This is a genomic window from Floridaenema flaviceps BLCC-F50, from assembly GCF_041929275.2.
Taxonomy (GTDB): domain Bacteria; phylum Cyanobacteriota; class Cyanobacteriia; order Cyanobacteriales; family Aerosakkonemataceae; genus Floridanema; species Floridanema flaviceps.
Window position 1 is genome coordinate 1,050,376 of the sequence record NZ_JBHFNR020000002.1, and the last position, 18,468, is coordinate 1,068,843.

The 18,468-nt window shown below is 40.9% G+C and carries 19 protein-coding genes; 8 read left to right on the plus strand and 11 right to left on the minus strand.

The genetic code is table 11. The features are described 5' to 3' along the window. Window positions 1-194: 194 nt before the first annotated feature. The 6 genes from ACE1CI_RS24715 to ACE1CI_RS24740 all read right to left on the minus strand — a co-directional run bounded on the left by ACE1CI_RS24715 (window position 195) and on the right by ACE1CI_RS24740 (window position 5,416). Entirely contained in the window at window positions 195-704 is a 510-nt protein-coding gene (locus ACE1CI_RS24715; RefSeq protein ID WP_413266422.1) for a PAM68 family protein, read from the minus strand. Between the two features lie 5 nt (window positions 705-709). Next, window positions 710-979: a 30S ribosomal protein S15 gene (gene rpsO, locus ACE1CI_RS24720; RefSeq protein WP_413266421.1), complete on the minus strand. Its 270-nt coding sequence runs from the start codon at window positions 977-979 to the stop codon at window positions 710-712. Between the two features lie 178 nt (window positions 980-1,157). Then, window positions 1,158-2,810, minus strand: a complete 1,653-nt coding sequence (locus ACE1CI_RS24725; protein WP_413266420.1) for an alpha-amylase family glycosyl hydrolase — start codon at window positions 2,808-2,810, stop codon at window positions 1,158-1,160. Window positions 2,811-2,931: 121 nt separating this feature from the next. Further along, window positions 2,932-3,567, minus strand: coding sequence for a Holliday junction branch migration protein RuvA (gene ruvA, locus ACE1CI_RS24730; RefSeq protein ID WP_413266419.1), 636 nt, complete (start codon window positions 3,565-3,567; stop codon window positions 2,932-2,934). After that, window positions 3,564-4,313: a sucrose-phosphate phosphatase gene (locus tag ACE1CI_RS24735; RefSeq protein ID WP_413266418.1), complete on the minus strand. Its 750-nt coding sequence runs from the start codon at window positions 4,311-4,313 to the stop codon at window positions 3,564-3,566. Before ACE1CI_RS24735 ends, ruvA begins: the two co-directional genes overlap by 4 nt. Window positions 4,314-4,420: 107 nt before the next feature. Next, window positions 4,421-5,416, minus strand: coding sequence for a tetratricopeptide repeat protein (locus ACE1CI_RS24740; RefSeq protein ID WP_496615785.1), 996 nt, complete (start codon window positions 5,414-5,416; stop codon window positions 4,421-4,423). 142 nt (window positions 5,417-5,558) lie between these two features. On the opposite strand from ACE1CI_RS24740, the gene ACE1CI_RS24745 reads away from it, so the two are divergent. Further along, entirely contained in the window at window positions 5,559-6,830 is a 1,272-nt protein-coding gene (locus ACE1CI_RS24745; protein ID WP_413266416.1) for an MFS transporter, read from the plus strand. Between the two features lie 137 nt (window positions 6,831-6,967). Here ACE1CI_RS24745 and hpsP read toward each other — a convergent pair whose 3' ends face one another. The 5 genes from hpsP to hpsL form a co-directional block, all read right to left on the minus strand. Further along, on the minus strand, window positions 6,968-8,134 hold the full coding sequence (gene hpsP, locus ACE1CI_RS24750) for a hormogonium polysaccharide biosynthesis glycosyltransferase HpsP (RefSeq protein ID WP_413266415.1): 1,167 nt from the start codon (window positions 8,132-8,134) through the stop codon (window positions 6,968-6,970). Then, complete coding sequence (gene hpsO, locus ACE1CI_RS24755) at window positions 8,135-9,310, minus strand: hormogonium polysaccharide biosynthesis glycosyltransferase HpsO (protein WP_496615786.1); 1,176 nt, start codon at window positions 9,308-9,310, stop codon at window positions 8,135-8,137. 81 nt (window positions 9,311-9,391) lie between these two features. Then, window positions 9,392-10,387 carry a hormogonium polysaccharide biosynthesis glycosyltransferase HpsN gene (hpsN, locus tag ACE1CI_RS24760; RefSeq protein ID WP_413266413.1) on the minus strand — a complete coding sequence of 332 codons (996 nt, stop codon included), beginning with the start codon at window positions 10,385-10,387 and terminating at the stop codon, window positions 9,392-9,394. Window positions 10,388-10,421: 34 nt separating this feature from the next. After that, entirely contained in the window at window positions 10,422-11,540 is a 1,119-nt protein-coding gene (locus ACE1CI_RS24765) for an acyltransferase family protein (RefSeq protein WP_413266412.1), read from the minus strand. Between the two features lie 6 nt (window positions 11,541-11,546). After that, window positions 11,547-13,214, minus strand: a complete 1,668-nt coding sequence (hpsL, locus tag ACE1CI_RS24770; protein WP_413266411.1) for a hormogonium polysaccharide biosynthesis protein HpsL — start codon at window positions 13,212-13,214, stop codon at window positions 11,547-11,549. A gap of 222 nt (window positions 13,215-13,436) precedes the next feature. On the opposite strand from hpsL, the gene ffh reads away from it, so the two are divergent. The 7 genes from ffh (at window position 13,437) to ACE1CI_RS24805 (ending at window position 18,451) form a co-directional block, all read left to right on the plus strand. After that, window positions 13,437-14,900: a signal recognition particle protein gene (gene ffh, locus ACE1CI_RS24775; RefSeq protein WP_413266410.1), complete on the plus strand. Its 1,464-nt coding sequence runs from the start codon at window positions 13,437-13,439 to the stop codon at window positions 14,898-14,900. 78 nt (window positions 14,901-14,978) lie between these two features. Then, window positions 14,979-15,239 carry a 30S ribosomal protein S16 gene (rpsP, locus tag ACE1CI_RS24780; protein ID WP_413266409.1) on the plus strand — a complete coding sequence of 87 codons (261 nt, stop codon included), beginning with the start codon at window positions 14,979-14,981 and terminating at the stop codon, window positions 15,237-15,239. After that, the gene (locus tag ACE1CI_RS24785; protein WP_413266408.1) at window positions 15,202-15,630 is read left to right on the plus strand and encodes a KH domain-containing protein; all 429 of its coding nucleotides are present in this window, start codon (window positions 15,202-15,204) and stop codon (window positions 15,628-15,630) included. The genes rpsP and ACE1CI_RS24785 overlap by 38 nt, the downstream gene beginning before the upstream one ends. A gap of 130 nt (window positions 15,631-15,760) precedes the next feature. Next, window positions 15,761-15,934 carry a 30S ribosomal protein S21 gene (gene rpsU / locus ACE1CI_RS24790; RefSeq protein WP_496615788.1) on the plus strand — a complete coding sequence of 58 codons (174 nt, stop codon included), beginning with the start codon at window positions 15,761-15,763 and terminating at the stop codon, window positions 15,932-15,934. Between the two features lie 196 nt (window positions 15,935-16,130). Beyond that, window positions 16,131-17,087 carry a PhoH family protein gene (locus ACE1CI_RS24795; RefSeq protein WP_413266407.1) on the plus strand — a complete coding sequence of 319 codons (957 nt, stop codon included), beginning with the start codon at window positions 16,131-16,133 and terminating at the stop codon, window positions 17,085-17,087. A gap of 104 nt (window positions 17,088-17,191) precedes the next feature. Then, window positions 17,192-17,599 (plus strand): ChuX/HutX family heme-like substrate-binding protein, encoded by a 408-nt coding sequence (locus tag ACE1CI_RS24800; RefSeq protein ID WP_496615790.1) that lies wholly within the window; start codon window positions 17,192-17,194, stop codon window positions 17,597-17,599. A gap of 42 nt (window positions 17,600-17,641) precedes the next feature. Then, a complete protein-coding gene (locus ACE1CI_RS24805) occupies window positions 17,642-18,451 on the plus strand; it encodes a DUF6816 family protein (RefSeq protein WP_413266406.1) in 810 nt (269 codons plus the stop codon). The last annotated feature ends 17 nt before the right edge of the window (window positions 18,452-18,468 follow it).

Below are 18,468 nucleotides of genomic sequence, written 5' to 3' on the forward strand. Positions count from 1 at the left end.
TTCCCTGTTAACTCACTTGGGTTTTAATTAAACTTAGGCAGCCGCTAGTTTGGATGAAGAGGCTAAAGTTGTTAAGAGAAAAATCGAGTTTTTACTCACTAAGCTGTAGCAGCACACTTCATCCTTACTGTACGGCTTATCATTTATAATCCTGCAAATTACTCGATTTTAAGGAAAATTTCCGTTTGGCTGGGCTAATTTTCAGATTGGTTTTTCTGTTTTGCCGATCGCCATGCTTCCGTCAAACGTCCAAAATTAGTGGTAAACTCTTGCCAACCGAAAATGCCTCCTGGTCTGTCTTCATCCCAAGATGCCGAGATTGCCCCATAGCTTAATCCCAAAACGCTCAAACCGAAAAAACCCATGCTAACCAGTACCACTGCACTATTCGGCAGTGGGAACCAAGCATGAGTAATCACAAAATAACTAATAATGAACGTGGAAATGCCAAAAACTGCGGGAATGCCAGAAAATAATCCTATCCGCCGCAGCATTCTTTCACTAACAACAGCTGGGATTGCCGTTTCCTCTTTAGAAAGAGTTTTTTTAGAAGCTTGGCTTTTCGCTTCCACCGGATTTACGGGTGGTTTTTTTGGCGTTTTCTTGCGATTCTTTTTCGGCTCAAAAGGTAAGCGTTCCTTACCTGATGAAGCATTCTGCGGATTCTGACCAGATTCTTGATTGGATTTAGATTCCCCAGACATATTTTTTAACCACGAATGCCCAAGCGACCGATTAAAGCTTGATAGCGTTGTTGATCCTGTTCGGCAACATAAGACAGGAGGCGTTTGCGTTGACCGATCAGTTTTAACAATCCTCTTCTGGAGGAATGGTCTTTCTGATTACTTTTCAGGTGTTCGCTAAGACGGTTGATTCGTTCCGTCATGATAGCAATTTGCACTTCTGCAGAACCTGTGTCAGTTTCGTGGACTTGGTAATCAGTAATTAGTTGGTGCTTACGCTCTTGAGTCAGGGCCATGAATGAAATCTATTTTTATTAATTCAGCAGTCTATTATATTATCACAGCTTTGCGATCGATCGCACGTTCGTTGTAAGCGCTTTAGCGCTGAAGCACTGAAGTGCTTACAACAGACGCAGGTTCGTTGTAAACGCTTTAGCGTTAAAGCACTGAAGTGCTTACAACGAACCTAATGCTTTAATGCCAAACGAAGACTTTTGCTTCGTATTCGCCTAAGTCGGTAATTAAACCTTCTTCGCCAACTTCTACATCGTAGTCGTAAGTCCATTCATGCCAAGTTCCGGTAGCTGGGAAGTTAGGAATTTGATACCCACCCAGGAAATTGTCAGAGAAATTGGCAACCACAACTACGCGAGAACCTTCGTCATTCCAACGACAGTAAGCTAACACTTTATCATCAGCATTTTCATAGAAAAAGTCGATGTTTTCTGTGTAAAGGGCATGATTATTTTTGCGTAAATGAATCAAACCTTTCATGTAATGAAATAGGTTTTTGTTCAAATCATTACCCAATAAACTCCACTCAATTTTTGCGGGTTCAATAGTTTTGTATTTGTACTCGCCAAATTCTTCTCCCATCCACAACATCGGTATCCCGACAGCAGTCATTACCAAAACTGCACCTAACTTTCTGCGTTGAAATGCTGCTTCATCAAATATTTCTCTGTCTGCTAACTCTGCCATTACATGATTGTGGTCATGATTGGTGAGATAATTAACCACATTTGTTGCACCCATGAAACCTTGGCGTTTGCCATCTAAGGCATCTTTGAGGCGTTCTAAATCGAAGGTATCGCCACAAATATGTTCGACAATACAAGCGCGAAAACTATCATGCCAACAAGAATCCATTGGGCCATCTATGTTGGTAATGCTGGTAGTTTCGGGGATGTGTTCGGCAATGTTAATAAATGGTTTTGCACCAGCTGTTTTTTTGGCTTCTTGGGTAATCCAGTGCATGAAATCGTAGTTGGCAATTTGCCTTGCTGCGTCGTAACGAATGCCGTCAAGATGATATTCTCTTACCCAATATCGCACGACATCACCCATGAACCAACGGGCGGGATAGGATTGGTAATTTTCGTCAAAATGTTCGTAATTAAATTCTGGGCCCCAGTTATTACCGGGGTCGCGTGGTGAATGATGATACCAATAATCGTGGTCAATTTGTGTTAGAGGACTTGATGCTTCGGAATGATTATAAATCCCGTCCATTAATACTCGAATTCCTCTAGCATGACATTCATCTATTAAGGCTTTTAGTTCTGCGCTTGTGCCATAACTAGATTCTGTGGCGAAGAAGTAACGGGGGTTGTATCCCCAGCTATAATCACCAGGATATTCTTTAACTGGCATTAATTCGATCGCATTTATCCCCAAATCACAAAGGTAATCTAATTTCTCAATTACGTGCTTATATTTACCCCTAACATAACGATCGGGTTCTCCACCAGAAAAGTCTGCAATGTGCATTTCATAAATTACTAAGGCATGGTCTGGGGGTAAAGGTTTATCATCATGTTGCCAAACATAAGTATCAACAATTTTTTCCCCATCTTTAATCCGAATTACACCGTTTTGGGTAGGGTCGTCAATGTCTGTGGCGTAAGGATCGACGACATCTACCCATTGGTCTTCTTCTAAAAACCATGATTTAGATTGGACGCGGAATTTATACTGATAAGTCCCATCTTTTAGTTCTACTTTGGTGCGAAAGAATCCATCTTTGCCTTTTTCCATTGGGATTTCTTTCCAGTCGGAAAAGGAACCCATTAAAGCTGCACCTTTGTTATAAGGGGCAAATAATTTAAATTCAATTAAACTGGTCATAGTAATTATTTGGTTAGAGAATGCTTACAAGGTTATTCTCTAATTACAATCTCTTTTTTCGGATCGGTCGTAAGAGATAAGTTTGCTTGTTGCTCATCTTCCTAAAGACAGAATTAATTGTTTATTCAATTGCTTGACTTAACCAAGAAATCGCACTTCTAATCCAATCTTCGGCATTTTTACTTTTAGCTATTAACCCATCTTCACTGACAGCTTTGATTGCTTTTGCTACTTCGTTGTTAGTGTATCCTAATGCTAATAAAGTCATTTCTACATCTTCGATGATTGCTGCGTCAGGGCTAGATGGAATAGCTTTGGAAAGTCCGGTTTCTGTGCGCCATTGAGATAGTTTTGTTTTTAATTCTAAGGCGATACGTTCAGCGGTTTTCGTGCCGACACCGGGAGTTTTAGTTAAGGCGCGAATATTTCCGGTGACAATTGCTTGCACTAAATCTGGTAATCCTAATGTATCTAGAAGTGCGATCGCTAAAGCTGCACCAATGCCACTAACACTAATTAATTGGCGAAACAAATCTCTTTCCGCAGTCGAACCAAAACCATATAAAACCGCTTGGTCTTCTTTGATTTGGAAATGAGTAAAAACTTGGGTTGTCGCGCCAATTTCGGGCAATTGCTGGGCTAACAGAGGCGGAATTTGTAACTCGTAACCGATCTGATTTACCTCTAATATTAGCGTCCAGCGATTACCACTAGTTTTGTAGATGCCTGCGATCGTGCCTTTAAGATAGGCAATCATTTAAAGAAACCAAAATAATACAAACCTTCCAAAATTCCGGCAGCGTAATGTGATTTTGCTAAGTAACGATGATCGGCTGGATTAATTTCACACCAGCGCAGCAATTCTGGTAGGGCATTACCGACGATTATACCCCTTTCTGTATCAACACTAAACAAAGCAATATCGTTTCCTGAATCACCACAAACTACGGTTTGGGTAGCCTCAATTCCCCAATTTTGCCGGAGGAATTGCATTGCCGCACCTTTATTGCCACGTCGGGGGATAATGTCTAAATCTTTGCTGCCACTGTAAATTAATCTTACACTTAAGCCCCTTTTTTGTAATAAATCTTCTAGCTCAAAAAGCACATCTGCTGCTACAACTTCCGAGAGAAAATAACTAACTTTAAAAGGGCGTTGTTCGGTTTCTGGTTGAGGAGTTAAATCAGCGAAATGAGAACCTGTGTTAATTACTATTTCCCGATCCCAACCGATCGCCATTTGTTCTGACCAAGTGGGGTCTGGGTCATCACCGACATGGTAATAAATTTCTGTACCTACAGCAGTAACTAAAGCATCTGGTGTCAACAAATGCTTTTCGTCTCTTAGTTGTTGGTATAGGGTAAGCGATCGCCCTGTGGTGTAAACAATCTTGGTATCATATTCTTGACGATGTTGCTTTAACTTTTGGTTAAGTTCTTCTAAAGCTTGGTCATCACCGACTAGAGTATTATCCAAATCGGTAACAAATAAAAATTTAGCCATAAAGACCTCTGTGCAAATATTACCTAAATCAAACATACAAAATGAAAAATTAAAAAAGAGTTTTCCGCCTCAATTTTTAATTTTTCATTTTGATTTTTCATGTTTCTTTAGCTACGGGTTTGGGGACGCAGTTGTTGAAGCGATCGCACTGCCTCTAGTGCTTGATTAGCAGATTTAGTATTTCCCTGTTGTTTAAACAGTTCTGCTGCTTGTTGAAAATCCTTAATGGCGGCTTGATTATTTTTCACATTGTAATAACTCACACCGCGATTAAAGAATGCTTCTGCAAAATCTGCTCTCAGTTGGATTGCCTGAGTATAATCTTGAATCGCAGCTTGATCATTTTTCATTTTATTATGAGCAATGCCCCGATTGTAAAAGACTTTAGGATCTTTAGGGTCAATGCGTGCTGCTTCATTGTAATCAGCAAGAGCTTTTTCATGTTGACCTAAATCATCATAAGCATTGCCACGATTAGTCAAAGCCCTAGCATTATTGGGCTCTATCTTTAATGCTGCGGTGCTATCTTCGATCGCCCCTTGGTAATCTTTTAAAAAGTAACGGGCAATTCCTCGCCTCAGATGAGCTTCGGCATAATCAGGTTTTAACTTAATTGCCTGAGTATAATCTGCGATCGCTCCTTCATAATTACGTTGTTCCGCCTTAATAGCACCTTGACGGTAGTATTCCTCCGCAGTTAACTGCCTTTCCCCAGGCTTGGGCGTTGTCTGAGTAGTACCCGGAGTTGGCTTGTCCGTAGGAGTTGTCTGAGTAGTACCCGGAGTTGGCTTGTCCGTAGGAGTTGTCTGAGTAGTACCCGGAGTTTCACCCGGAGTTGGCTTGTCTGTAGGAGTTGTGGACGGAGTTTCACCCGGAGTTGAATCACTCGGAGTCGGAGTTGCCGGAACTTCTGGTGTTGCGGGAACAATTTGGGTTTCCCCAGGTGTGGGACTAGGAGAAGGCGAAGGCTTTTCCGACTCTTCCTGGGTTGGCTTGGAATCTGTCTGCCCAGGTTTTGACTGTGCGTTAACATCTAAAACAGAGACGCTACCCAGTAGAGTGACAATACTTAAAATTGTGATTGATTGGTGAATGATTTTCATGTGTGTAACCAATCGGCTTGGTAGTCAGTATAAGCTTAGACTTCAAAGAAATTAACATTGTTGCCAAATAGGATATCAGGGTTTAGCACGTTATTTTAGTAATGTTTGCCAAAAAGTTTTGCTCTTTTGGGACGCTTTGCTAATGAAATCTTATTTACAATCTAAATTACTTTCTTGGTTCCCCCGCTTAAATTCGCAAGTTTGGATTCTAGCTACGGGTAGATTTTTATCCGAAGTAGGCACTGGTTTCACGCTTTTTTATGCGCCTATTTTTTTTGCTAAAGGTGTTGGTTTATCTGCTACGGAAGTAGGTTTAGGTTTAGGTAGTGCTTCTATTTCTGGCGTTTTGGGGCGAATTATTGGTGGTTCATTTAGTGATTCTCAATTTTGGGGTCGTCGTCGTACTTTGTTACTTTCGGCAGCTATTTCGGCAATAGCTTCTTTTGCATTAGCGGCAACAAATAACTTTTTTACCTTTGTTTTAGCTAATTTATTGGCGGGATTTGGTATTGGTTTATATTGGCCTGCTACAGAAGCAGCCGTAGCCGATTTAACTGAAGGTCAAGTAAGACAAGAAGCTTATGCTGTAGTGAGGTTAGCCGATAACCTTGGTTTAGGTTTAGGAATTATTTTAGGGGGTATTTTAATCAGCAGTACTGGTAATTATCGAACTTTGTTTATTATTGATGGTATTTCTTTTATAGTTTTCTTTGGAGTAGTTTATTTAGCTATAGCCGAAACTAACAAAGGCAATGGCGAAACTTCCTCTACCACCAGGAAAAATAGGGGATTTTTGCCTAATTCCTGGCAAACTGCTTTAAGCGATCGCTTACTTTTAGTTTTTGTGGTCATCAATATCATTTTTACTACTTACATTTCCCAGCTACACAGTACGCTTGGTTTATATTTTAGCAGCAGGTTTTCTTCGCAAATAATTAGTATCCTTTTCAGTTGGCACATGGTTTTAGCTATTTTAACCATGATTCCTGTATCTCGTTTTTTCAAACGCTTCAATCATCCCCAAGCTTTAATGATTTCGGCTTTACTTTGGGGGATAGGTTTTAGTTTAATTTGGTTTATTGGTGGTGTACCAAATTTTCAATTAATTTGGGCAATATTGGGGATGGGAATTTTAGCGATCGCTACGGTTTCTTATACTCCTTCGGCAGCAGCTTTTGTGGCTGATATTGCCCCTGTCACTTTACGAGGTGTTTACCTTTCAATTAATTCTCTTTGTTGGGCGATCGGTTATGCGATCGGCCCCCCTTTAGGCGGTTGGGCAATGGATCAAAGCCCCGGATTAACTAATAGTTTTTGGTTGGTTTTGGCTTTTAGTGTCAGTGGTTTAATTGCTATTTTGCAGTATTTAAATCACATATTCAGGCGTTATAATCAGACGCAGGAGAGGAGGTAGAACCTCCCAAATCTCGTTCCCAGGTTCAACCTGGGAACGAAAATAGAGGCTCTGCCTCTAGGTGTAAGATCTTAGTTAAAGTCAGGGATTTTTTAACCACAGATAAACACGAGATTTACACAGATGAAATAGAGGATTTAATTGGGTGAGTCAGAGATTATTTGTTGATAAGCTTGGATTGTTTGTTCGGCTATTGCTTCCCAACTATAATTTTTGATTGTTAATTCTTTTGCGTTTAATCCTCTGCGTTTAATTTCTGCTGGATCTTGAAGTGCTAATCGCAATGTTTCTGTGAGAGATTCTACAGTTCGATCGCATACCCAGCCAGCTTCTGCATTCAGAATATCTTCCCAAATATAAACTCCGCGAGTAATACAAACTGGTGTTCCTGCTGCCATTGCTTCGGCTACAGCAATACCGAAGTTTTCATAATAAGATGGCAATAGGAATAAGTCGGCTTTTTGTAAGAGGGAAAGTTTGCGATCGCCTCTGACAAAACCTGTTATCGTTACTTTGTCTGGTAGTGTGGTGGAGATTTGCGATCGGATTTTCTCTTCATATTCTGGATCTTGCGGATTCGATCCCGCTAACACAAAATGAAAATCTATCCCTAAGTTTGCCAGATTTTGCAAAGCCGGAATCAATAAATCTAACCCTTTTTTCGGATCGACTCTGGACATGAATAAAATTACTGGAAATGGCAGATTAGCAAATTCGCTTTCTTCCTTCTCCAGCGTTGGCAAACTCACCCCCAAAGGAATCACTAAATCTTTAGTTTTTGCCCCAAATCTTTCCGAAACTTTCGCTTCTTCCAAACTAGTAAAATGAATCGCAGATGCCCCAGCTATATTAGGTCTTTCTAACAAAGCTGCATAAACTTTTTTGAGTAACTTTTTCTTCTGTAAATCAGCAGGATCGAGAGTTCCCAGAGGACGCAAAATGTAAGGTAATTTTTGGTATCTGGCAACGGTTGCTGCTACTGAAGACACAGGCGAAAATAAAGCATGAATATGCGCCAAATCATAATTTTTGGCATTATTATTTAACCATTGCAACAAATCCAAAGAAAATTTATATCTGCGAAATGGAGAACAACGAAAGTAACGAATCTGATAACCATCTTGTTCTACTGGACAATTTAAAGGAACATCTAAAGGCGGTTGTCCCGCATCTCCATTACTATTTGTAGTCAAAATTGTGATGTCAATTCCTGCTTTTGCTAAAGCAGCAGACAGCCCCAAGACCATCTGACTAGGGCCACCATAAACTAGAGAAATAGAGGGAACAATTTGGAGAATTCGCATTTAATTATTGCCAGTAATTTGCTTATAAAAATCTAATACTTGCTTTGCCAAAGCTTTATTAGTGTACTGATTCATTGCTTTTTGATAACCCAAATTTGCCAATTTATCTTTTAATTCTGGGTTTTCCATTACCTGCATTAAACATTTTCGCAACTCCTCTACATTGCCTTCAGGAAATACTAAACCAGCTTCACCAATTACATTAGGAATTTCTCCCGAATCAGAACCAATCACCGGAACTCTGCAAACCATTGCTTCAATTAAAACATGACCAAATTGTTCTTTCCAACCAGCCGCAGTCAAAGTTTTAAACTGATAAGTTGTTTGTGATGGTAATACCAAAGTGTGCATTAAATTGATGTATTGATATACGCGATCGTGCGGCACACTTTCCACCAAAATCAACTTTTCTTTAATCCCTTTTTCCGCCGCCATTGCCAACAAAGTTGACTCCAATAGCCCACGTCCTAATAATAATAATTTACAAGGCTTCTCTGCTAAACCTGCCAAAGCTTCCACCAAAGTAAGTAAGCCTTTTTCTTCAACAAATCTGCCCACAAAACCCACAACAAAATCACTTTCTCCAATTCCCAATTGCCTAGCTAATTCGGGTTGAGTTTGCGGCTTAAATAAACTTTCATCAACACCCAATTGCGGCATAATTACCATTGGCCCTTTGTAGCCTCTTTCCCGTAATATATCTACTCCATCTTTATTTCCTACAACTATGCCATGAGTATTACTGAGATTGTAAGATTCTAGTAATGAAATGGGAAACTTTAAGTTATAAGGCAGATTCCACCAAGTAAAAAAGACATTTTTTGCTTTTAATCCTAAAAGCTTATTCAAAGTAATAAATTCGGCATAAGCTAAAGCTTTAGAACCTTGTTCAACCTGAATAATATCTGGGTTAAACTGGCGTAACAAAGGAATCAAATCTGCGCCAAAAGTCAATAAACCTTGGTTGTTTTTGCTAAAATTAGAAACTGGCACTACCCGGAAAGAACCTTCTTGTAAAGGTTGAGTTTCAATTGTTTTATTTTGGACTCCTCCAGGTTGCCAAATTCGAGGAGTAACCACTGTAACTTCAATCCCTGATTCTAATCGAGATAATTCTCTTAATTTCTCGCGGTTCAGGTCAACAATATAAGTATGACTAGCAACTAGAATTCTCATTTTTTTGGCTAATTATTATGATTAGTTCGTTGTGACGACTTTAGTCGTACTTTCCTCAAAAAAAACTTAAGCCCTTACAGCTTACTCCTTAACTAAATCTTGTTTAGTGTAAACTTGCCCATTATTCCAACTAGACTGAATTACTGTACCTAAAGCTTTGAAAAATCCCAAACTGTAAAATCCGGCGCGGGTAATAATTTTTAATGGTGAACCGCTTTTGTGACAGGGTGGACGACCGAGTACGTGACAGTCAAATAAACGGTAAAATAATCTCAATTGTTGGTCAATGGTGAGATTTTTCATACCCATCAAAAAGTGATTGTGGTAGAAGGTTATTTGGTATTTTAGCGATCGCGTACTGATATCATGACACCCACCCGTTTCTTCACCCAAATGTACCAAAAAAGCCTCTGGGTCATACCAAATTTTATAACCCGTTTTTCGCAATCTTAAACAAAAATCTGACTCTTCTCGCACCGCACTACCGCGAAATCTTTCATCAAAATACAACCCATGTTTGCTGAAAATTTCCCGGCGAAAAGACATATTACAACCTCTCGCCGTAATCACTTGTTGCGGTTTTGTTGTATGCACTAAATCAATGTAATACCAAGCAATTCCAGGGTCCATTGCTTGTGGTGGTAAATATTCAATTGTGTAATTATCCCCCGGTTTTTCCCTTTGGGCATCTGCCAATTTCATGCGATCGAAAACTCTCCCCGCTACTGCCCCAACTTCCGGGTTTTCCATATAGTTACGGGCATGGTTTTTTAAACAATCAACGGGCATTTCCACATCATCATCAATAAAGTAAATAATATCTCCAGTTGCCCGCCGAACTGCGTAATTTCTTGCCCCTGGTAAACTCGCCCAATCTAAACGATACCAGCGAATTTTCCCAGAGGTGGCTAACTCTTCTAAATAAGCTTGAGTTTCTGGTTGATGGGTTTTAGTTTGATCGACTACAATTACTTCAAAATTTGGGTAATCTTGTTTTAGTACATCTGCGATCGTTCCCCGCAAAGCTTCTTCACGTTCGTAAGTAGGAATAACTACAGAAATTGAAGGTAAATTCATCTTTTTGTTTTCCTTTTAGTTTTTCATAATTCATTTAAGCTCTTTTACTCAGCAATTTACCAGAAAATTTGCTTAAGAAATTATCCAAATGGATAAAGGCAAATACATAAACTGTTAATCCAGTTATCGTAATCAGCATTACTGGTAAAATTCGCAGATAATAACTGAGATGAATTTGTTTAGTTAAATAAGGCAGTAACAGAAAATAAAAAGGTTGGTGTACCAGATAAATTTGATAGGAATACACTCCCATCAAAGAAAGTAAAGATAACCCTCCCATTAACAATTTTTGCTGGCTTAAATTGTCAAATAACCAATAGCAGCTAATGAAGAAAAAGGGAGTAAACAACATATCAAAGCCCAGCATATATATTATATCTACTCCGGCAACAGTCAAAGCAGCGTAAAGACCTAAGCTAATGGCAAAAGTAATTGTTGCAACGGTAAAGTCTACCTTCCTAAAGGAGTGATGGTTAGCGTAAATAAATCCCCAATACAAGCCTAAACAAAGTGGGAAAAAATAACTACCTAAGAAGTTATTTTGCAGCAACATCATAAAAGTTCCGGGATCTTGGATTAAAACCAAACAAAGCAACTTGTAGAATGTGCCTAACCCAATTCCCAGGATTAAGATTATAGTTGGGTTATTTTGGCAAACTTTAAAGATGAGCGGCGTGACTAAATAAGCTTGCAAAATCACAAAGAAAAACCAAAATCCGGGATTGAATTCCCGAAATATTTTATAGCTGGCTACTCCCAAAAAAATTAGGATACCATCGGCGATCGATTTAATATGGATATTGCCAAACAAAGAATAAACTAATAAAGTAACTAATACTGCCAAGATATAGGTTGGGTAAAGTCGGAGTAAGCGCTTTTGCAACCAAGAAATCCAATTAGTAGTGATTTGACTTAGTTGATTTTTTTTTGCGCTCATCGCTAGGGCATAACTAGTATTAAAGCCAGCCATCACGAAGAAGATATCAACAGCCGCATAACCTACCTTAGCACCGCTTTTATCTAACAGGGAAATTAAAGGGAAGCGATCGGGATAGTTTTGAAAGAAATGGAACAAAAGAATACCGAGAATAGCTAACCCTTTCGTATAGTCGATCCAATCCAATCGTTTTTTTGCTGAATCATTATTTGACATAATATTTTACGATTTACTACGTTTTTTCTTTTTACCTTTAGTTCGTTCTTCCGGGGGCAGCTTTTCCTGTTCCTGACGTTCTATTTCCGGCAATTTTAAAATGACACCAATCAGAAACCAGTAATAAACTGATACTGGGTCTGTATCTAATGGATACCAATAAGTGTTATAGCTAATCACCAAAATGAAAACCCAAAAACTCGCGGCAAAACTGCGTAAACTTTGCTCCTTCACAGAGCGATAAGTTTTAAAAGTTATCCAAGTGATCGTGGTGACAAGTGCCAAAAACGCGACTACTCCCAATGGCCCCAGTTCAAAAAGTAATTTTGGGTAATAAGTTTCGATTAAAGCATCTGCACCATAGGCGCGGGCGGAGTTAGTAGCCCGACCGATACCAGCACCGAAAATTCCGCTTTGTCCTTTAGAAGTAAACTCGGCTTGATTGGCAATAAATTCGGTAGGAGGAGCAGCATTCCAACGACCGACAAAGCTATCTACCCGTTCTTGTACCAGTTCAGGGAACATTGCTGATCCTATAGCTGCCACTACACCCAGTCCTGCTGCAATGGGGATAAATCGTTTCAGGTTAGCTACTTGACCAGTAAGTATCAGCAGGATAATTGTTACCACCGGAACCAGCGCCAAGGCAATTCTTTGACCAGAGATGATCGCATTGATAAAAACGAGTGCCATACCAACTAAACCAGCGCTCCGCCAGATTGGAGAAGGGTCACTAAAAGCACTGGCGTAGGTAAAAAAGGCATTAGAAATTAGGAACCAAGCCCAGTGCCAAGGAGAGACAAAAGTACCGGGCAAGCGAATCATCCCCACATCGGGGCTAAAAACCAGCGAACCACCGACTAAACACCTAGCGTCTAAAGTAGCTTTAAACAATTCATCTCCCGACTTACCGCGAGTTCCTTCACACCTACCACTGCTGAGAAATTGGTATTGCATTAAACCTAATACACAGCAGATGAGTGCTAAAACTAACTGTAGTCTGGTAAAAAAGATTAACTCTCCCTTGGTACGGATCAGTTTGTAGGCACAGGTAATCAGAGGAATGTATCCGATGAGCACTTTGAGCCCCAACAACCCCATAATTATAGGTTGTCCATTTTTGCAACTTATATTCGCTCCCCGAGGCACTTTTTCACAGGGAATGGCAAATTGCTGAAGAACGTTTACGGCTACGAATGTGAGTATGGCAACACCCAACACCACAAAAAAAGCGGATCTGATCGCTGGTGGAAAAATGAAAGGCTTTCCTTTGCGCTTATACTCTTGAAAAAATGTGAAGGCTGCGGGAATAAAGAAAACATCCTTAGCCAATTGAAAGAGCGCATTACCACCTGCAACAGCGTACACCACCGTACCGCCAAAAGGCATATAAATCAGGAAAGCCCAAAGTGCTTGCAGGGGATATTTAAAGGACAGGGCAAGAGCGGTAATAGCTACGGGAACACTAATAGTGGCTTTGATCCCACCAACGGGAAAAAGTAACAATCCCAAGAACAATGAGCCACCAAGCACAGAACTGGTAAAACTAATAAACTCCTGTTTGGCTTTGGCAGCTTGGCGCTTGAGTGCTAGTTGCTCCTTTAAACTAAGTTGGGGAGTTTCAGGATTAGCAGTATTTTGTTTAGATTTTCGCTTAGATTTGGGCTTGGGCATAATGGCAGTGAAATAGACTGCTTTTTGGCTTGGGAGTACGATCGCTAATCAAAAGATCGCAAAATAGTTAAAGAGTTCCTATAAGCTGAACAATGCACCTGCGGACACTGTTATAGCATTGGGAACCCTGATGCTGGCAACAGTCCCTAATTAAGACTGCCCAAATTACAATCGAGAATCATCAATTGATAACCTAATAAATAACTGAGAATTAATAAATTTATGTTTGATGCGCTAGCCGATCGTTTAGAGAGTGCCTGGAAAAAGTTACGAGGACAAGACCGCATTTCCGAAAGCAACATTCAAGAAGCTTTACAGGAAGTGCGCCGCGCCTTGCTAGAAGCAGATGTCAACCTGCAAGTAGTCAAAGATTTTGTCGCCCAAGTAAAAACCAAAGCCCAAGGCGCAGAAGTAATTACTGGGGTACGCCCTGACCAACAGTTTATCAAAATCGTCTATGACGAACTGGTAAGTGTGATGGGGGAAAGCAATGTCCCCTTGGCAGAGGCGAAGACCAAACCGACTGTTGTGTTAATGGCGGGGTTGCAGGGAACGGGTAAAACTACAGCTACGGCTAAGTTAGCTTTACATTTAAAGAAAGAGAATCGTTCTGCTTTGCTGGTGGCAACAGACGTTTATCGTCCGGCGGCGATCGATCAGTTGGTAACATTAGGTCAACAAATTGAAGTCCCAGTTTTTGAACTGGGGAAAGATGCCAACCCCGTAGAAATTGCCCGTCAAGGGGTGGAAAAGGCGAAAGCGGAAGGTTTTGATACGGTAATTATCGATACTGCCGGACGCTTACAAATTGACCAAGACATGATGGCGGAGTTAGCCCGGATTAAACAAACCGTCCAACCTGATGAAACTCTGCTAGTTGTGGATGCGATGACGGGACAAGAGGCGGCGACTCTGACTCGGACTTTCCACGAACAAATTGGGGTAACAGGTGCCATTCTCACCAAAATGGATGGGGATACTAGAGGTGGGGCGGCACTTTCGGTAAGGCAAGTTTCCGGTCAACCGATTAAGTTTATCGGTGTGGGCGAGAAAGTCGATGCTTTACAACCTTTTTACCCTGACCGGATGGCTTCCCGGATTTTGGGGATGGGTGATGTGTTGACGTTGGTGGAGAAGGCGCAGGAAGCGATCGATTTCACCGATGCTGAGAAGATGCAGGAAAAAATCCTCTCGGCTAAGTTTGACTTTACCGACTTCCTCAAGCAAATGCGGTTGATGAAAAATATGGGATCTTTCGGCGGGCTATTAAAAATGTTGCCCGGAATGCCGAAAATTTCCGATCAGCAGTTGCGGGAAGCTGAGGTAAAACTCAAACAAACTGAGGCGATGATTAATTCCATGACTCCCCAAGAACGCCGGGAACCGGAATTATTAGCTTCTTCTCCCAGTCGCCGCAAACGCATTGCTCAAGGTTCAGGTTATCGAGAAACAGAAGTTTCTAAGTTGGTAGCTGATTTCCAAAAAATGCGAACTTTGATGCAGCAAATGGGACAAGGTGGAATGCCCGGAATGGGAATGCCGGGAATGGGTATGCCGGGAATGGGCGGTGGGATGAGTCCTTTCGGAAATCGGCAACCACCTCCGGGCTGGCGCGGTCACGGTGGGGGCGGTGGCAAAAAGAAACCGAAAAAAGATAAAAAGAAAAAAGGTTTTGGTCAATTATAAGGATTGATTTAGCCAATTACCTCGCTTAGAGAAGTACAATTGTAGATTAGTCAGAATTGTGCAAATTAGTTTTCCAAAATGATCAAATTGCGATTAAAGCGATACGGCAAAAAGCGGGAAGCCAGCTATCGGATAGTAGCTGCGCTGAGTACATCTCGTCGAGAAGGCCGTCCCATTGAAGAATTAGGGTTTTATAATCCTCGTACCGACGAAACTAAGCTGAATGTAGAAGCGATCGTCAAACGACTCAAAGAAGGCGCTCAACCTACCGAAACCGTTCGCAGCATCCTCCAAAAAGCTAATGTCTTCGAGCAGCTACGTACCCCAGTTACCGAATAATGGTTCTGCCCAGCCCTTTTCCACCACAAGTCCACCAGATTATCCCGGACTTGTGAAATTCCTTCTTCTGCCGTTTTTGGAGTCACCTAATTCTTTGAAGGTAGACTGCGAAATTTCAGCGACTAGACCGAAAGTTTGGATTCGCTTGGCTTTTGAAGGGGAAGATAAAGGGCGGGTTTTTGGTCGTGGTGGACGTAATATTCAGGCAATCCGAACGGTAATTGCCGCAGCAGCGAAATTAGCCGGACAATCGGTTTACCTGGATATTTACGGCGGTACACCAGCCGAACACGATCATGGCCCACCAACCAGAGATAGAGATATGGGGCGAAGACCTTCTCCCCGTCCCCCTGGTCCGTCGAGAAATTCTCATCGACTCCGACCGCGCTAAAGTTAGCTTGAACCGCGCTTCAGCCGGGAGTAAGCTTACTATGTAATATTGAGGCATTGTCAAAAGTAAAGGAATACAATTGCCTTAGTAGTAGTAAATTGGAAAACCTGAAGGAGGTGAAACTTAAAAAGTGGCAGAAGTCCGTTTGGGAGAAAATGAGTCTATTGACTCGGCGTTGAGACGCTTCAAAAAAAAGATTCAAAAAGCGGGAATTTTATCGGAAGTTAAACGCCGTGAACGGTACGAGAAGCCCGACCTCCGTCGTAAGCGGAAAGCTGAAGCTTCACGCAAGCGCAGATATTAATTATATTTGCCGGAAATAAAACGATAAATTCTTAATTTCCAGAAAGGCAAAAATGACGCTCAACCACATCTTTAGTTATCTCAGATTGGACATCTGTGGTGGCTGGCTTTTCGGGTGCAGCGTCTTTTTGCTTTGTTGGGGATTAAGTATTGTAGAAAGATAAGGTGATTTTAAACTGCTAGAAGATTTTTCCACAATGCCGGAGTCAGCGACAATTCAGCTACCTACAATAGAAAGTGCGATCGCATTAAGCGGAAATCAAGAAGAAAATTTGAAGACTTTGGCGCGACAAACTGGTGCGACAGTGGTGTTGCGCGGACAAGATTTACTGATTTCGGGAACGGCGAATCAAGTAGAGCTTTGTGGTAGGTTAGTGCGATCGTTAGAAGACTTCTGGAAACATGGTAAAACTATCACTAACGTCGATATCCTCACCGCCCGTCACGCCCTAGACACTCAGCGCACTGAAGAGTTACAAGACTTACAGCGAGATGTCCTCGCCCGAACTCGTCGCGGTGAAGAAATACGCGCTAAAACTTTTCGTCAGCGTCAATATATCCAATCTGTTCGCACCCACGACCTTACCATTTGCATAGGGCCTGCTGGTACTGGTAAAACTTTTTTAGCAGCTGTTTTAGCAGTTCAAGCACTTTTAGCTAATCAATATGAACGGTTAATCTTAACTCGTCCCGCAGTCGAAGCAGGAGAAAAGTTAGGATTTTTACCAGGAGATTTACAGCAAAAAGTTAACCCTTACCTACGTCCTTTGTATGACGCATTACATGAATTAATTGACCCGGAAAAAATCACCAATTTAATGGAAAGAGGCGTGATAGAAGTCGCTCCTTTAGCTTATATGCGGGGACGCACTCTCAACAACTCTTTCGTAATAGTCGATGAAGCGCAAAATACCACAGCAGCACAAATGAAAATGGTATTGACACGCTTAGGTTTTCGCTCAAAAATGGTGGTGACTGGCGATATTACCCAAACAGATTTACCAGCTAATCAAACCTCTGGTTTAGCATTAGCTCAAAAAATTCTGCAAAACGTAGAAGGAATTGCTTTTTGTCATCTCTCCCAAGCAGATGTCGTGCGCCATCCCTTAGTACAAAGAATCGTCTTTGCTTACGAAAAGTACGAAAACAGTTAAAAAAATGGTTCGTTGTAAACACTTTAGTGTTTCCTAATTTCAGCAAAGAACGACTAAAGTCGTCACAACAAACTTAATACCAACTACCAACTACCAAAATCATTATGTCTGCTAATTTGAAAGAGTTTCTGGAAGCTTGCGAAAATTTAGGTACTCTGCGTTTAATTGTAACTAGCAGTGCCGGAGTTTTGGAAGTCCGTAGTCCGATTAAAAAGCTTTTTTATGCGGAACTTCCTAAAGGTAAGTATGCCAATATGCACGCTGATGATTTTGAATTTCACTTGAATATGGACAAAATTACTCAGGTAAAATTTGAAACTGCTGAGTCGAAACGGGGTAATTTTACTACTTATGCAATTCGCTTTTTGGATGAACAGCAAGAACCTGCTTTTAGTGCTTTTTTGCAGTGGGGAAAACCGGGAGAATATGAACCGGGACAGGTGGAAGCTTGGCAAGGTTTAAAAGAGAAGTATGGGGAGGTTTGGGAACCTGTTCCTGTGGAGGCAATTTAATTTTTTTGAACCGCAGAGACGCAGAGAACGCAGAGAGGAGTTGTGAGAGGTTTTTGGGTTTTTTGTTTGGTTTTGTTGGGTTTTTTTTGGTGTGCTGAGGTGAGGGCGGGTACACTAAACGATCGCTTATCACAATTCCCTAATTGGGATAGTAAACCTGTGATTTCGGCGGTGAAAGCAAGTGAGGATTTGGTTTATCCAGATTGGATGATGGGTACTTGGAATGTTAGCAGTACTTTGGTGGAAATGGTAGCACCTTTGGCTCCTGATTTTGTGACTCCGGGGTTTGAGGGTAATCGACAGTTTTTAAATAAACCTATCAATTTTTTAGTGCGTTTTGTCGGTGTAAATGAACAACAACCGGAAGTAATAGGTTATCCTTTTTCTCAACTTAAAACTCAAAACTCAAAACTTAAAACTGTTACAGTGGTTGCCGATCGCTCTTTTAACGGCTTAAATATAGCTAGGGCTACTTTGGGCGATCGATTTGTTCTTTCTGTGAATGTCGATCGGAATAACCCAAATCGTCAGATTACTTATTTACCAGGAGAACGGCAACTAATTTCTCTAGTTACTAATCGTGCCACTGAACAACCTAATTCAGAGCAATTTATTGCTACAGAAATCTCTCAACAAATATTTCGCAGTGCAGCACAAGTTTATTTAAATGAAGTAGAAACTACTACTTTGTATCAACGGCAAATAAATTCTAAAGCACCTATTACAGCAGACCAAATAACTGCTATTTATTTATCTCCTCAAGACCCTAATTATTTTAGGGCTAATGAAAAACCAGTCGCTCTTTATCGTTACCATTTAGAGCTTTCCACACAAAAACAAGATGATAATTAATTGAATTTAAGCTTTAG

What these genes read in the sequence shown, in the direction of transcription:
- ffh (WP_413266410.1), top strand. Translation starts at nt 13,437, where the DNA reads ATGTTTGATGCGCTAGCCGATCGTTTAGAGAGTGCCTGGAAAAAGTTA.
- rpsP (WP_413266409.1), top strand. Translation starts at nt 14,979, where the DNA reads ATGATCAAATTGCGATTAAAGCGATACGGCAAAAAGCGGGAAGCCAGC.
- ACE1CI_RS24725 (WP_413266420.1), bottom strand. Translation starts at nt 2,810, where the DNA reads ATGACCAGTTTAATTGAATTTAAATTATTTGCCCCTTATAACAAAGGT.
- ruvA (WP_413266419.1), bottom strand. Translation starts at nt 3,567, where the DNA reads ATGATTGCCTATCTTAAAGGCACGATCGCAGGCATCTACAAAACTAGT.
- ACE1CI_RS24800 (WP_496615790.1), top strand. Translation starts at nt 17,192, where the DNA reads ATGTCTGCTAATTTGAAAGAGTTTCTGGAAGCTTGCGAAAATTTAGGT.
- ACE1CI_RS24745 (WP_413266416.1), top strand. Translation starts at nt 5,559, where the DNA reads ATGAAATCTTATTTACAATCTAAATTACTTTCTTGGTTCCCCCGCTTA.
- hpsO (WP_496615786.1), bottom strand. Translation starts at nt 9,310, where the DNA reads ATGAGAATTCTAGTTGCTAGTCATACTTATATTGTTGACCTGAACCGC.
- ACE1CI_RS24765 (WP_413266412.1), bottom strand. Translation starts at nt 11,540, where the DNA reads ATGTCAAATAATGATTCAGCAAAAAAACGATTGGATTGGATCGACTAT.
- ACE1CI_RS24795 (WP_413266407.1), top strand. Translation starts at nt 16,131, where the DNA reads ATGCCGGAGTCAGCGACAATTCAGCTACCTACAATAGAAAGTGCGATC.
- ACE1CI_RS24735 (WP_413266418.1), bottom strand. Translation starts at nt 4,313, where the DNA reads ATGGCTAAATTTTTATTTGTTACCGATTTGGATAATACTCTAGTCGGT.
- hpsN (WP_413266413.1), bottom strand. Translation starts at nt 10,387, where the DNA reads ATGAATTTACCTTCAATTTCTGTAGTTATTCCTACTTACGAACGTGAA.
- hpsP (WP_413266415.1), bottom strand. Translation starts at nt 8,134, where the DNA reads ATGCGAATTCTCCAAATTGTTCCCTCTATTTCTCTAGTTTATGGTGGC.
- ACE1CI_RS24785 (WP_413266408.1), top strand. Translation starts at nt 15,202, where the DNA reads ATGTCTTCGAGCAGCTACGTACCCCAGTTACCGAATAATGGTTCTGCC.
- hpsL (WP_413266411.1), bottom strand. Translation starts at nt 13,214, where the DNA reads ATGCCCAAGCCCAAATCTAAGCGAAAATCTAAACAAAATACTGCTAAT.
- ACE1CI_RS24715 (WP_413266422.1), bottom strand. Translation starts at nt 704, where the DNA reads ATGTCTGGGGAATCTAAATCCAATCAAGAATCTGGTCAGAATCCGCAG.
- ACE1CI_RS24740 (WP_496615785.1), bottom strand. Translation starts at nt 5,416, where the DNA reads ATGAAAATCATTCACCAATCAATCACAATTTTAAGTATTGTCACTCTA.
- rpsO (WP_413266421.1), bottom strand. Translation starts at nt 979, where the DNA reads ATGGCCCTGACTCAAGAGCGTAAGCACCAACTAATTACTGATTACCAA.